This is a genomic window from Shinella zoogloeoides (assembly GCF_033705735.1).
Taxonomy (GTDB): Bacteria; Pseudomonadota; Alphaproteobacteria; order Rhizobiales; family Rhizobiaceae; genus Shinella; species Shinella zoogloeoides_A.
Window position 1 is genome coordinate 3,005,002 of the sequence record NZ_CP131130.1, and the last position, 14,145, is coordinate 3,019,146.

Genomic DNA, 14,145 nt, shown 5'->3' on the forward strand with positions numbered 1-14,145 from the left:
CCTTACTTGGACTTGTTGTAGCGCTCGACGGCTTCGAGGATCATCTTCTTGGCGACGGTGACGTCCTGCCAGCCGGCGATCTTCACCCACTTGCCAGGCTCCAGGTCCTTGTAGTGCTCGAAGAAGTGCTCGATCTGCTTGAGGGTGATCTCCGGCAGGTCGGTGTAGTTCTCGACCTTGTCGTAGCGGCGCGTCAGCTTCGGCACCGGCACGGCGATGATCTTCTCGTCCTTGCCGCCATCGTCTTCCATGACCATGACGCCGATCGGGCGCACATTGATGACACAGCCCGGAACGAGCGGACGGGTATTGGCGATCAGCACGTCGATCGGGTCGCCGTCTTCCGAGAGCGTGTGCGGCACGAAGCCGTAATTGCCCGGATAGGTCATCGGCGTGTAGAGGAAACGGTCGACGACGAGCGCGCCGGCTTCCTTGTCCATTTCGTACTTGATCGGATGGCCGCCGACCGGCACCTCGACAATGACGTTCACGTCGTCCGGCGGGTTCTTGCCAACGGAAATCGCATCGATACGCATGGGGGTCCCCTTGAAAGGCAATGGGTTGGTTTGCGGGTTTCCTAATGCGAATCCCGTTGCAGCGCAACATGACTTTCGCCTCACCCGAATAGACCGGCGGCATATGCCGTCTTCATCTTGACCGGAGGATGACCAATGCACCCGAGCCGCTGCCTTTTCATCGCCAGCCTCGCCGCCCTTGCGGCCGCCGCGCCCGTCCGGGCAAACGAGAGCGCCTATACCGAGCGGAACCTCGATGCCTGCAAGACGCTCTCGCAGGAGGAGGAAGGCGCGAGCGTGACGCTGCAATGCGACGGCTACAGGGACCTCGCCGTCTATTTCAAGGAAGGCGACCTCCGGCAGAGCCAGTCCTACGGCCCGGTATCGAAGGCCTGGCTCGACGAGGCCTTCGAGAGCTTCGGCCCCTTCAACCACAGCAACGCGAAGATCGAATGGCGGCTCGACGGCAAGGGCGCCCCGGTGGCGACCATCGTGCGCTGGTTCGTGTCCGACCCGGAGACGACATCCGACATCGAGACGCGCTACGGCCAGGTCCTCGTCGTCTCGACGGTGGCGACGGCGCAGGGCCCAACGAGCTGCGTCGTCGGCTATGTCGATGCGCTGGAGAACAAAGACGCCAATGCCCTCGCCCGCGAGATCGCCGATACGAAGGCAAGCGGCTTCACCTGCGGCAAGGACGAGCCGCAATGGCACGGAAAGCGCGGAAGCCTGGCGGGAGAACCGATGCGCTACCTGCCGGAAGACACCGGGAAATAGGCATTCCGGCAAGGCCGTTGGCTGTCAGGACCAGACGAAACCGATCTTCTTCAGTTCCTTGTCGCCGAAGCTCTCCATGCCCTCGGCGATGTCGCTTCCACCGGAGGAACGGAAGAAGCGATAGGCATGCTCGCTGTCCTCCAGGCACCAGACGATCATGCCATTGCAGCCGAGCGATTTCAGCAGCCGCCGTGCCTCGCCGAAAAGCAGCCGCCCGAGACCGATGCCCTGGTATTCGGGACGCAGGTAGATTTCGTAGATTTCGCCTTCCTGCGGCAGCGCGCGGGCGCGGTTGAGGCCGAGCGTGGCATAGCCGGCCACCGTTCCGGCGACATCGACCACCAGAAGCGTCGCGGGACCGCGCGTCGCCTTGCGCCACCAGGTCTCGTCCCGGCGGTCGACCATCTGGTTGAGCGGCTTGTGCGGGATGAGGCCGGCATAGGCCTGCAGCCACGACACCCGATGCGTTTCGGATATCGCACGCGCATCAAGCGGTTCGGCGCGCCGCACATCGATCGACAGTGTCTTCATAACACGACTCATATTCCGGCACCGATTCCACAGGAATCCCGCGAGCGGCGAAGACCTGCTTTGCCCACAGGCGAGTTCCGGGCGGCGCACCGAAAAGTTAACGCTTTTTTAACAAACGTCACAAGCCGTAAAACGATGACACACACATGAAAAACCCCGGCCGATGGCCGGGGTTCGATCTGTTCCGTTTCGGGAGCCGTACGGCTCAGGCGGCGCCGGCGGCCCGCTGCTTTTCGAATCGCTTGCGGTCGTTCGGGTCGAGATGCAGCTTGCGCAGGCGGATCGACTTCGGCGTGACCTCGACGAGCTCGTCGTCCTGGATCCAGGACAGCGCGCGTTCCAGCGTCATCTTGATCGGCGGCGTCAGGCGGACGGCTTCGTCCTTGCCGGCGGCGCGGATGTTGGTGAGCTTCTTGCCCTTGAGCACGTTTACTTCAAGGTCGTTGTCGCGCGTGTGGATGCCGACGATCATGCCCATATAGACCTTCTCGCCCGCGTCGATGACCATCGGGCCGCGGTCTTCCAGGTTGAAGAGCGCGTAGGCCACGGCTTCGCCCGCTTCGTTGGAGAGCAGCACGCCGTTGACGCGGCCGCCGATCTCGCCCTTGTAGGGCTGGTAGTCGTGGAACAGGCGGTTCATGATCGCCGTGCCGCGCGTATCCGTCAGAAGCTCCGACTGGTAGCCGATGAGGCCGCGGGTCGGGGCGAAGAAGACGAGGCGGACGCGATTGCCGCCCGAGGGACGCAACTCGACCATCTCGGCCTTGCGCTCGGACATCTTCTGTACGACGACGCCGGAATGCTCCTCGTCGACGTCGATGACGACTTCCTCGATCGGCTCCAGAAGCTGGCCGTCCTCGTCCTTGTGCATGACGACGCGCGGACGCGACACGGCAAGCTCGAAGCCCTCGCGGCGCATGGTCTCGATGAGAACGGCGAGCTGAAGTTCGCCGCGGCCGGAGACGAAGAACGAATCCTTGTCGCCCGATTCCTCGATCTTGAGCGCAACGTTGCCTTCGGCTTCCTTGAAGAGACGATCGCGGATGACGCGGCTCGTGACCTTGTCACCTTCCGTGCCGGCGAGCGGCGAATCGTTGACGATGAAGGACATGGTGACGGTCGGCGGGTCGATCGGCTGGGCCTTGAGGGCTTCGGTGACCGACGGATCGCAGAACGTATCGGCGACGGTGCCCTTGGTGAGGCCGGCGATGGCGACGATGTCGCCCGCATGGGCTTCTTCGATGGCCGTGCGCTCGATGCCGCGGAAGGCGAGGATCTTCGAGATACGGCCGCTTTCGATGAGCTGGCCGTCCTGGCCGAGAACCTTGACGGACTGGTTCGGCTTGATCGAGCCGGAATGGATGCGGCCGGTGATGATACGGCCGAGGAAGGGGTTGGCCTCAAGGATCGTGCCGATCATGCGGAACGGGCCTTCGGCGACCTTCGGCTCGGGAACGTGCTTGAGCACGAGGTCGAGCAGCGGGGCCATGCCTTCGTCCTGCGGGCCGTGCGGGTTGACGTTCATCCAGCCGTTGCGGCCCGAACCGTAGAGGATCGGGAAGTCGAGCTGCTCGTCGGTGGCGTCGAGATTGGCGAAGAGGTCGAAGACCTCGTTCAGCACTTCCTCGTGGCGGCCGTCCGGGCGGTCGATCTTGTTGATGGCGACGATGGGCTTCAAGCCGACCTTGAGCGCCTTGCCGACCACGAACTTGGTCTGCGGCATCGGGCCTTCGGAACTATCGACGAGAACGATGGCGCCGTCCACCATCGAAAGGATGCGCTCCACTTCGCCGCCGAAGTCGGCGTGGCCGGGCGTGTCGACGATGTTGATGCGCACGCCCTTCCATTCGACCGAAGTGGCCTTGGCGAGGATGGTGATGCCGCGCTCTTTTTCGATGTCGTTGGAGTCCATGACGCGTTCGGCGACGCGCTGGTTTTCACGGAACGAGCCGGACTGCTTGAGAAGCTCGTCGACGAGCGTGGTCTTGCCATGGTCGACGTGCGCGATGATCGCGATATTGCGGATGGACATAGGTTGTAATCTCTGAGGTTCAGGGGCGCGCGCAAAACGAGGGCGCCGTCTTCAATGGCCGGGCTCATACATGTTTTTCCGCAAATGCGAAAGGGGCGGGCCGCAACTCTGTTGCCTCACGACGAGCGGACCGGCGGCAGCACCACGCGCCAGAGCTCCCGGTCCTCCCGGTCCATCAGCCGCACGGTCATCTCCTCGCTCGCTCCGCTGATGTCGACGAGGCCGAAGAATTGCAGGCCGGCGGAGGGCGGCAGGTTGCTGTCGGCGCCGCCGGCGGAGGACTTGATGAAGCGCACCTCCGGCCCGAAGGTCATGTCGAGCGGATGCGGCCCGTAGGTGCCGGAATGCAGCGGCCCGGAGACAAACTCCCAGAACGGATCGAACGCCTGGAACTTCGCCCGCGAGGGATCGTAATGGTGGGCGGCCGTATAATGCACGTCCGCCGTCAGCCAGACGACATTGTGGATCGCATTGTCGCGCATGAAGGAGAGGAGGTCGGCGATCTCCCGCTCGCGCGCCATCGGCGGGCCGTCGGACCCGTCCGCAACGCCCTCATAGCCGAGGCGGTTGGCATAGTCGTCCCAGATGATGAGGCCGAGCGGCATGTCGCAGGCGATCACCTTCCAGACGGCACGGGAGGCCGCAAGCTCGCGGCGCAGCCACGCGGCCTGCCGCGGGCCGAACAGGTCGTTCTCGGTGCCGCCCCGGTTGGGGCCGCGATAGGAGCGAAGATCCACGAAGAACACGTCGAGCAGCGGCCCGTAGGCGACCTTGCGGAAGATGCGCCCGGGCTCGCCGGGCAGATAGCGGATCGGCGTCATCTCGTGAAAGGCGCGCCGCGCTCGCGCCTCGTAGACCTTGATGTCCTTTTCCGGATAGCGCCGGTCGCCCGAAAGATCGCTTGATGCCGACCAGTTGTTCAGAACCTCATGGTCGTCCCACTGGAAGAAGGTCGGGCATTCCCTGTTGAAGGAAAGCAGGTGGTCGTCGAGGAGGTTGTATTTCCACTGTCCGCGAAATTCCTCCAGCGTGCGCGCCACGTCGCGCTTCTCGTCGGTGACGATGCGGTTCTTCCAGACCCCGCCGTCGCGCAGCCTGATCTCGTCCGGGATCGGCCCGTCGGCATAGACCGTGTCGCCCGAATGGATGAAGAAATCCGGCTCGTGGCGCAGCATGGTCGAATAGGTCTTCATGCCGACATCGTCGATGCCCCAGCCCTGCCCCGCCGTATCGCCCGACCAGACGAAGCGCACCGACCGCCTGCGCATCGGCGCGGTGCGGAAGCGCCCGACGATGGGCTCGGAGACGAGATGGCTGGAATAGGGATCGCCCGCCGTGAAGCGGTAGAAGATGTCCTGATCCGGCAGCAGCCCCTGCAGCATCGCCTTGACCGTATTGTCCGAGGCCGCCGTCGCCGTCTGCAGCGGCATCCGCATCGCGTCGATGAAACTGTCGGTGGTCGCATATTCCAGCACCACCTCCGCCGGCCGGTCGACCCGCGCCCAGACGACGCCCGACGAGCAATCCACGTCGCCGGACTGGACGCCATGCGAGAAGGCGGGGCTGCCATGGCGGCGCGCATAATAGGGAACCGCCAGCGCCGAGGACGTGGCCAGCGCGCCGGCGCCCGCGGTCAGCAGAAACGAGCGCCGCGTCAGCGCCTCGGGAACGATCGCCATGCCACCTCCGGCCCAGCCCGCGAAAAGACGGGCAGACCATGAGTCTCCGGCATGTCAGTCCGGTAACGGGACGATGACGTTTCACCCAAGCTTTGGTGACGGGGGGATGACGAGGAGCGTGTTCATGCGTGCCGCGCTCCATCCGGCCTATCCGCAGCCCGCTCCCCTCTCCTTCGTCATGGCCGGGCCTGACCCGACCATCCATACTCCGGGTGCCGCCGCGGATCCTCGGGTCAAGCCCGAGGATGACGTCGGTGGAGAGACACGGTCACGGCAAAAGTCGTGTAAGGCAGAGCGAGCGCCAGGCGCCGGCTCAGGCCGCCAGCCCCTTCTTCTCCAGCATGGCCTCCGGGCTCGGCAGCTTGCCGCGGAAGGCCTTGTAGGCGTCCTCCGGGTCGACCGAGCCGCCGACGGAGTAGATATAGGTCTTCAGCCGCTCCGCCATGACCGGATTGAAGGCGTCGCCCGTTTCCGTGAAGGCGGAAAAGGCATCGGCGTCGAGCACTTCCGACCACATGTAGGAATAGTAACCGGCCGAATAGCCGTCGCCCGAGAAGACATGCTGGAAGTGCGGCGTCGCGTGGCGCATGACGATGGACGCCGGCAGGCCGATCGTCTCCAGCACCTCCGCCTGCACCGCCATCGGGTCCTCGACGGCGCCGCGCGTATGGAACGCCATGTCGACCAGCGCCGAGGAGGTGAACTCCACCGTCGCGAAGCCCGAATTGAAGGTGCGGGCGGCCAGCACCTTGTCGAGCAGCGCCTGCGGCATCGCCGCACCTGTCTGATAATGCACGGCATAGCGCGTCAGCACTTCCGGCACCGTCAGCCAGTGCTCGTAGAGCTGCGACGGCAGCTCCACGAAATCGCGCGAGACGCCCGTGCCCGAGACGGAGGGATAGGTGACGTTGGAGAGCATGCCGTGCAGCGCATGGCCGAATTCGTGGAAGAGCGTGCGCGCATCGTCGAGCGACAGCAGCGCAGGCTTGCCTTCCGCGGGCTTGGCGAAATTGCAGACATTGTAGATGATCGGCAGCTCCCCGACCGCGCCGTTCGGCAGCGGCAGGCGATGCTGGCTCTGGTAGGAGCTCATCCATGCGCCGGAACGCTTGGAGGAGCGGGCGAAATAATCGCCGAGGAACATGGCGACCAGCCTGTCCTCCCGGTCTCGGATCTCGAAGACCCGCACATCGGGATGATAGACCGGCACGCCCTTCTGCTCGATGGCGCGGATGCCGAAGAGCCGCTCTGCAACGTCGAAGCAGGCCTCGATGACCTTTTCGAGCTGGAGATAGGGCTTCAGCTCCGCCTCGGAGAAATTGAATTTTTTCGCGCGCAGCTTTTCCGCATAGTAGCGCCAGTCCCAGGGCATGACCTCGTGGTTGCGCCCCTCCTCGGCGATCAGCGCGGCAAGCTCCGCCTCCTCCTCGCGCGCCCGCGCCACGGCCTTTTCCCAGACCTGCATCAGGAGCCCGTTCACCGCCTCCGGCGTCTTGGCCATGGTGTTGTCGAGCTTCAGGGCCGCGAAGTTCCCGTAGCCGAGCAGCCCGGCCTTTTCGGCCCTGAGCGCCAGCGTTTCCTTGACGATACCGCGGTTGTCCGTCTCGCCGGCATTCTCGCCGCGCGCCACCCAGGCCCGGAACGCCTGCTCGCGCAGGTCGCGGCGGGCGGAGAAGGTGAGGAACGGCTCGATAATCGAGCGCGACAGGGTGACGGCGTAGCGCCCGTCCTCGCCGCGCTCGCGCGCCGCCGCCGCCATGGCGTCCTTCAAGAAGTCCGGCAGACCGTCGAGCGCCTCGCCCTCGTCGAGGAAGAGCGCCCAGTTCTTCTCGTCGGCAAGCACGTTCTGGCCGAATTTCGCGCCGAGGCCGGCGAGCCGCTCGTTGATCGCCGAAAGCCGTTCCTGCCCGGATTTTTCGAGCTTGGCGCCCGATTTCACGAAGCCCTTCCAGTGCCGCTCCAGGACGCGCACCTGCTCCAGCGAGAGGTTAAGCCCGGCACGGCTCTCCCACAGCGCATCGATGCGCTTGAAGAGCGCGGCATTGGTGCCGATCTTCGAATAATGCCGCGACATTTTTGGCGCGATGTCGCGTTCCAGGGCCTGGATCGTGTCGTTGGTATTGGCGCCGGCGCGGCTCCAGAAGAGCGCCGAGACGCGCGACAGCGCATCGCCGGCGATCTCCAGCGCGACGACGGTGTTCTCGAAGGTGGGGGCTTCCGGATCGTTGGCGATGGCGTCGATCTCGGCCTCGTGCATCGCCAGCGCTGCATCGAAGCTTTCCGCGAAGGCCTCGTCCCTGACGAGATCGAAACGCGGCAAGCCGCCCGGGCCGCTCCACTCGACAAGAGCAGGATCGATGCGCGTTTCGGTCATGGGTCGTCCTTTCCAGCAAATCACCGTGCGGCGAATATAGGAACGGACATGCCCCTTGGTACAGGGCACCGTCGCAAATTAGGGAACCGGATGCGCGCAGCCGCGTTCAGGCCGGTGCGGCACCCTGCCACTTGACGCGGACGGCGACTTCGGAGACAACAATCCCGACCCGCGGCCTTTTTGACATCGGTTGCCGCGGTGAACCCTGGTGCCGGGCCCCTCTGGCGAGAGTTTTTACGGCGCTCTCGTGATGTCGGTACCGCCAGCAATCAGCCGGCGGATTCATACGCACATGAACATCCTGACCATGCCTTACCCGCATGCCCGTCGTGGTATGCGCAATCTCACCTCCCGTACCTCCAGCCCGGAGGCGCTGACATGATCGGCAACGGCGAAGGAAAATCCACCCTCTCCTATCTCAAATGGGCACTCATCGTCACCGCCCTCGGCCTTGCGCTCGGCGCCTGGCTCGGCTGGCAATCGACCGGAACGCTTTCCGGCATGGCGACCGTCTTCTTCATCTGCGCCGTCCTCGCGGTGCTGGAGATATCGCTCTCCTTCGACAATGCCATCGTAAACGCCAACAAGCTCAAGGACATGACGCCGGTCTGGCAGCACCGGTTCCTGACCTGGGGCATCGTGATCGCCGTCTTCGGCATGCGCATCGTCTTCCCGCTCCTGATCGTCGTCATCGCCGCCGGCATCGGCCCGATCGACGCCCTGGTCCTCGCGGCCCGGGAGCCGGCGGAATATGCCCGCATCATGAACGATGCGCACCTGCCCATCGCGGCCTTCGGCGGCACCTTCCTGATGATGGTCGGCCTCACCTACTTCTTCAACCATGAGAAGGACGTTCACTGGATCGGCTTCATCGAGAAGCACATGGCGCGCTCGGCGACCGTCAAGGGCATCGAGATCGCCTTCGTCCTCGCGCTCATCCTGATCTTCTCGAACCTGCTGGAGGGCGAGGCGGCCAATACCTTCGTGCATGCCGCGGTCTACGGCCTTCTCACCTTCCTTGCGGTGGAAGTCGTCGGCGGCCTGCTCGATGCCTCGCAGAAGGCGATGTCGGAAGCGGCGAAGGGCGGCCTCGGCGCCTTCATCTATCTCGAAGTGCTCGATGCCAGCTTCTCCTTCGACGGCGTGATCGGCGCCTTCGCGCTGACGCAGAACCTCTTCGTCATCGCCATCGGCCTCGGCATCGGCGCCATGTATGTGCGCTCGATGACCATCATGCTCGTCGACAAGGGCACGCTCGCCGAATACCGCTACCTGGAGCACGGCGCGTTCTACGCGATCCTGATCCTGTCGGTGGTGATGTACTGCCAGACGCTGGTGCACATCCCCGAGGTCATCACCGGCCTTGGCGGCGCAACGCTCATCGGCATCTCGCTCTGGTCCTCGATCCGCTACAACCGGCGCGAACAGGCGCTGGAACGCCGCGAGGCCGACCATGTGACGGGCGGCCTCGGCAAGAACGCCTGACGCCTGCGGCCGGCCGCCGAAAGCGGCCGGCTCGCTATTCCCAAGACGAACGCAGCCCCAAATACAGAAGGCCCGCCGATCTTCCGACCGGCGGGCCTTTTCCATTCAGGGAATTCTCTCTCCCGCGTCAGACGCGCGGGAAGTCGGCGGGGTTGATGCCGAGGGTCTTCAGGTCGCGTTCCTTCGGGCGGCGGTGGCCCTCTACGGCCGCGGCGGCTGCGTGGGCAGCGCTCAGTACGGCAAAGGCCCGGCCGAAGAAGCCCTGGGCGAAGGAGTTGCGGAGGGTGGTCATTGGAATGCTCGCTTTCTGTTCTAGCTTACGGATGGAAGATGATGCTTCAGCCCCGAAAGTACAAGCGACGGAATCTCAGCCCAGCCATGCAACGGATGCAGGCCGGAAACGAGGTTTCCGGCCTGCAATATTTCCGCTCGTCGAAGAAGAACGTCAGTCTTCGTTGGCGGCGAACTGCGAAAGGACTTCGCCCTTGCCGCGCGCCCGCAGGATAAGCGGGACGATGACGGCGAGGAAGGCGAGGCCGAACAGCACGGCCGCGATGGGCGACATGAAAAGCACCGTCACGTCGCCCTGGCTGATGGCCAGCGCCCGGCGCAACTGCTGCTCCGCCATCGGCCCGAGGATGAGCCCCACCACGACGGGCGCGATCGGATAGCCGAAGAGCCGCATGGCAAAGCCCAGCAGACCGAAGACCAGCAGCATGCCGAGCTCGAAGACCGACGGATTGGCGCCGATGGTGCCGAGCGTCGCGAAGAGCAGGATGCCGGCATAGAGCCAGGGCTTGGGGATCGTCAGCAGCTTCACCCACAGGCCGATCAACGGCAGGTTCAGCACCAGCAGCATGAAATTGGCGATGAGCAGGCTGGCGATGAGGCCCCAGACGAGCTGCGGATTGGTCGCGAACAGCAGCGGGCCCGGCTGGAGGCCGTATTGCTGGAAGCCGGCGAGCATGATGGCCGCCGTCGCCGTCGTCGGCAGGCCCAGCGAGAGCAGCGGCACGAGCGTGCCGGCCGCCGACGCGTTGTTGGCCGCCTCCGGCCCGGCCACGCCCTCGATGGCGCCCTTGCCGAACTCGTCCTTGTGGGCGGAGAACTGCTTTTCCGCCGAATAGGAGAGGAAGCTGGCGATATCGGCGCCGCCAGCCGGCATGGCGCCGATCGGGAAACCGATCACGGTGCCGCGCAGCCACGGCTTCCACGAGCGCGCCCAGTCCTGCGCGTTCATCCAGACCGAGCCCTTCACCGCCTCCACCTTCTCGGGGATGCGGTCGCCCTGGCAGGCAACGTAGAGCGTCTCGCCGATGGCGAACATGGCGACGGCGAGCGTCGTCACCTCGATGCCGTCGAGAAGGTCGGGAACGCCGAAGGAAAGCCGCGCCTGGCCGGTCTGCTGGTCGATGCCGATGATGGCAAGGCCGAGGCCGACGAAGAGGGCGGTGAGGCCACGCAACGTCGAATCGCCGAAGGCGGCCGAGACGGTCACGAAGGCGAGCACCATCAGCGCGAAATATTCGCGCGGGCCGAAGGAGAGCGCGAACTTCACGACGAAGGGCGCAATGAAGGCAAGGCCGAGCGTGGCGATGAGGCCGGCGACGAAGGAGCCAATGGCGGCTGTGGCGAGCGCCGGCCCGCCGCGCCCGGCCCGGGCCATCTTGTTGCCCTCGAGCGCGGTGACGACGGAAGCGCTTTCGCCCGGCGTGTTGAGCAGGATCGAAGTCGTCGAGCCGCCATACATGCCGCCGTAATAGATGCCGGCGAACATGATGAGCGAGCCCGCCGGATCGAGCTTGTAGGTGACGGGCAGGAGCAGCGCCACGGTGAGCGCCGGCCCGATGCCCGGCAGCACGCCGACGGCCGTGCCGAGCGTGACGCCGATCAGCGCATAGAGCAGGTTCATCGGCTGGGCGGCGACGACGAGGCCCTGGAGCAGGAATTCGAATGTACCCATCGTCAGCTCCTCAGAAGAACAGGTGCTCGAGCAGTCCCGCGGGCAGCGAGAGTTGCAGGAAGCGGCCGAAGATGATGAAGACGACGAAGCTGATGGCGATGCCGACAGGCAGGGAGATCCAGAGCTTGCGTCGGCCGAAGCCGAAGGCCGTCAGCGCGAACAGCACGCCCGTGGCGATGGAAAAGCCCGCCGTCTTGAGCAGCAGCATCTGCCCGGCAAGCCCCGCGACGATCCAGACGACCGGCTGGATCTCGACGGGCTCGCGCTCCGGGAAATCACCGCGCCAGGCCTCGAAGCCCGTCCAGACGGCGAGCAGCGCCAGCCCGAGGGCGATGACATGCGGCACCGTCGCGGGGCCGATGCGCGAATAGTTGGTCATCTCCGCAAGCCGCCCCGCATCCCACCAGATGATGCCGGCAAGGATGAAGAGGACGGGAGCGATGACCAGCGCCGCCCTGTCGGGGCGGCGCGCTTCACGGGAGGATGGAACCTCGCTCATTTGACGAGCCCGATATCCTTGAGGATGCTTTCCGTCGCGGCGACATCCTTGTCGAGCTGCGCCTTGAAGGCATCGCCGGCGAGATAGGTGTCCTGCCAGCCCTTGGTCTTCAGGACGTCCTTCCAGGAGGCGGAGGTCACCATCTTCTCGATGTCACCATTGATCGAGGCGACCTGCTCGTCCGAAAGGTCGGGCGCGGCGGCGATCATGCGCCAGTTCTCGACCACGACGTCGAGGCCGCTTTCCTTGATGGTCGGCGCGTCGATGCCCTCGATGCGCTCGCCGCTGGAAATGGCGATCAGGCGCAGCGTGCCGGCCTTTACCTGGGCCTCGAACTCGCCGTAGCCGGAAATGCCCGCCGTCACCTGATTGCCGAGGATCGCGGCAAGCGCCTCGCCGCCGCCGGCATAGGCGACATAGTTGATCTTGGTCGGGTCGACGCCCGCCGCCTTGGCGATGAGGCCGGCCGTGATGTGGTCCGTGCCGCCGGCCGAGCCGCCCGCCCAGGAGACCGCGCCGGGATCGGCCTTCAGCGCCTTGACGAGATCTTCCATGTTCTGGATCGGCGAGGCGGCCGGAACGACGATCGCCTCGTATTCACCGGTAAGCCGCGCGATAGGCGTCACGTCCTTCAGGGTGACCGGCGACTGGTTGGTGAGGATCGCGCCGACCATCACGTAGCCGCCGACGATGAGGGCGTTCGGATTGCCGGAATTCTGGCTGGTGAACTGGGCAAGGCCGATCGTGCCGCCAGCGCCCGGAACGTTGACCACCTGCACGCTGCCGGCGATCTTCTCGTCCTGAAGAACCGTCTGGATCGACCGGGCCGTCTGGTCCCAGCCGCCGCCGGGGCCGGCGGGCGCGATGATCGAATAATCCGCGGCGAAGGCCGGAAGCGCCATGGCGCCGGCGATCAGGGATGCCAGGAAGAAATGTTTCAAGGGTCTGTCCTCCGTCAGGCGCGGGCTCACCCGCGCATCGTTGCCTGTGGCGGGAGGACAGAGCCGCCATGACGGCGCGAGCCGCCTTTCGGCGGGCGCGACTGTGGCAGAATTCTCCTCCCGGTCTTCCGTCCGCCTCCACGGACGATGAAGAACCCCAAGCGACCACAGAAAGCTGTCATTTACCTGACATGGCGGCGGAAGGCCGGCTACTGGTTGCGCAGGACCTCGTTCCAGCGCGCGATCAGCCGGGCACGCTTGACCTGGTCGAGATAGACCATCAGGCCGGGGCTGACCGGCACCGGCTTCAGCTGCGCACCGAGCAGTGCGTTCATCGTGCGCGCCGTGTTGGAGCCCGAGACCTCGGGACTGACGGCAGCGATCTGCAATTCGCGCGACAGGATCTCCTGCCCCTCCTGCGACATGAAGAAGGCGAGATACCGCCGGCCAAGCTCCGGCGAGGCGGCGGCCTGCGGCACCAGCCCGATGCGCGACATGACGACGGTATAGTCCTTCGGCAGCACGATCCCGACATCCGGGTGCCGCGAGGCCCAGTCCGCCGCATAGGAGCCGAGGATGTTGTAGCCGAGCACGAAGCGCCCGTCGGCGACGCGCTCCAGGATCGCCGAGCTGGTCGAATAGAGCTTCACGCCCGCCGCGCCCATCGCCTGGATCACGGTCCAGATGTCGCCGAACTGCTCCTGGTCGCGCGCCATGAAGAGGAAGCCGACGCCGGAGCGTTCGATGTCGTAGGTGCCGATGCGGCCATAGACCTTCTCGCCCTGCCGCTTGAGGTAGTCGACGAACTCGGCGCGCGAAGCCGGCGGCTTGCCGCCCTTGAAGCTCGGCTTGTGATAGACGAAGACGGCGGGCTCGAAGGTCAGCGCATAGGCGGTGTTGCGCCAGTTGGCCCATTGGGGCCAACGGTCGCTCATCGGCAGGTCGCTGCGCTGCGCGTAGCCGTCGTTGCTGAGCTTGACCTGCAGGTCCATCGCCGAGGAGAAGGCGAAGTCGGCGGTCTTCCGCCCGGCATCCGTCTCGCTGACGATGCGGTCATGCACCTCGCCGGTCAACATCTCCTCATAGCGCACCGCCACGTCCGGATTGGCCTTCTGGAAGCCATCGATCATCGGCCGGGCGAGCGGCTCGTCGAGCGAGGAATAGACGACGAGGACGGGCGCGTCCGCATTGCCGTCGCGCGCCGCGAAGAAGGCCGGCTCGGCAAGAACGGGCGAAGAGGTCGCCAGAAGTGCAAGAAGGGTGAGGACAAGGCGCATCGCATGACCTTGCCAAAGCGGACGCCCGTTCACAAGAGCGCCCGCCGCCGCTAAATTCGCCGTGGGAGGACG

General features: G+C 65.2%; 12 protein-coding genes. 2 read left to right on the forward strand and 10 right to left on the reverse strand.

What is annotated here, in order from left to right; genetic code table 11:
• Positions 1-2 precede the first annotated feature (2 nt).
• Positions 3-536, reverse strand: a complete 534-nt coding sequence (gene ppa / locus ShzoTeo12_RS14940; RefSeq protein WP_318910190.1) for an inorganic diphosphatase — start codon at positions 534-536, stop codon at positions 3-5.
• Between the two features lie 135 nt (positions 537-671).
• On the opposite strand from ppa, the gene ShzoTeo12_RS14945 reads away from it, so the two are divergent.
• Positions 672-1,292, forward strand: coding sequence for a hypothetical protein (locus ShzoTeo12_RS14945; RefSeq protein ID WP_318910191.1), 621 nt, complete (start codon positions 672-674; stop codon positions 1,290-1,292).
• Between the two features lie 24 nt (positions 1,293-1,316).
• Here the strand turns inward: ShzoTeo12_RS14945 and ShzoTeo12_RS14950 are convergent, their stop codons facing one another.
• The 4 genes from ShzoTeo12_RS14950 to ShzoTeo12_RS14965 all read right to left on the reverse strand — a co-directional run bounded on the left by ShzoTeo12_RS14950 (position 1,317) and on the right by ShzoTeo12_RS14965 (position 7,908).
• Positions 1,317-1,823, reverse strand: coding sequence for a GNAT family N-acetyltransferase (locus tag ShzoTeo12_RS14950; protein WP_119259015.1), 507 nt, complete (start codon positions 1,821-1,823; stop codon positions 1,317-1,319).
• A gap of 205 nt (positions 1,824-2,028) precedes the next feature.
• Complete coding sequence (gene typA, locus ShzoTeo12_RS14955; RefSeq protein WP_318910192.1) at positions 2,029-3,855, reverse strand: translational GTPase TypA; 1,827 nt, start codon at positions 3,853-3,855, stop codon at positions 2,029-2,031.
• Between the two features lie 116 nt (positions 3,856-3,971).
• Complete coding sequence (locus tag ShzoTeo12_RS14960) at positions 3,972-5,534, reverse strand: alkaline phosphatase D family protein (RefSeq protein WP_318910193.1); 1,563 nt, start codon at positions 5,532-5,534, stop codon at positions 3,972-3,974.
• A gap of 313 nt (positions 5,535-5,847) precedes the next feature.
• Positions 5,848-7,908 carry a M3 family metallopeptidase gene (locus ShzoTeo12_RS14965; RefSeq protein ID WP_318910194.1) on the reverse strand — a complete coding sequence of 687 codons (2,061 nt, stop codon included), beginning with the start codon at positions 7,906-7,908 and terminating at the stop codon, positions 5,848-5,850.
• 378 nt (positions 7,909-8,286) lie between these two features.
• On the opposite strand from ShzoTeo12_RS14965, the gene ShzoTeo12_RS14970 reads away from it, so the two are divergent.
• Positions 8,287-9,393 carry a DUF475 domain-containing protein gene (locus ShzoTeo12_RS14970; RefSeq protein ID WP_318910195.1) on the forward strand — a complete coding sequence of 369 codons (1,107 nt, stop codon included), beginning with the start codon at positions 8,287-8,289 and terminating at the stop codon, positions 9,391-9,393.
• Between the two features lie 127 nt (positions 9,394-9,520).
• Here ShzoTeo12_RS14970 and ShzoTeo12_RS14975 read toward each other — a convergent pair whose 3' ends face one another.
• From ShzoTeo12_RS14975 to ShzoTeo12_RS14995, 5 genes are all read right to left on the reverse strand, one after another.
• Complete coding sequence (locus tag ShzoTeo12_RS14975) at positions 9,521-9,685, reverse strand: hypothetical protein (RefSeq protein WP_162911546.1); 165 nt, start codon at positions 9,683-9,685, stop codon at positions 9,521-9,523.
• A 153-nt stretch (positions 9,686-9,838) separates the two neighbouring features.
• A complete protein-coding gene (locus ShzoTeo12_RS14980; RefSeq protein ID WP_119259020.1) occupies positions 9,839-11,356 on the reverse strand; it encodes a tripartite tricarboxylate transporter permease in 1,518 nt (505 codons plus the stop codon).
• Between the two features lie 10 nt (positions 11,357-11,366).
• Positions 11,367-11,855 carry a tripartite tricarboxylate transporter TctB family protein gene (locus ShzoTeo12_RS14985; RefSeq protein ID WP_318910196.1) on the reverse strand — a complete coding sequence of 163 codons (489 nt, stop codon included), beginning with the start codon at positions 11,853-11,855 and terminating at the stop codon, positions 11,367-11,369.
• The gene (locus tag ShzoTeo12_RS14990; protein ID WP_318910197.1) at positions 11,852-12,796 is read right to left on the reverse strand and encodes a tripartite tricarboxylate transporter substrate binding protein; all 945 of its coding nucleotides are present in this window, start codon (positions 12,794-12,796) and stop codon (positions 11,852-11,854) included. Before ShzoTeo12_RS14990 ends, ShzoTeo12_RS14985 begins: the two co-directional genes overlap by 4 nt.
• 209 nt (positions 12,797-13,005) lie before the next feature.
• On the reverse strand, positions 13,006-14,073 hold the full coding sequence (locus tag ShzoTeo12_RS14995) for an ABC transporter substrate-binding protein (RefSeq protein ID WP_318910198.1): 1,068 nt from the start codon (positions 14,071-14,073) through the stop codon (positions 13,006-13,008).
• Between the last annotated feature and the right edge of the window lie 72 nt (positions 14,074-14,145).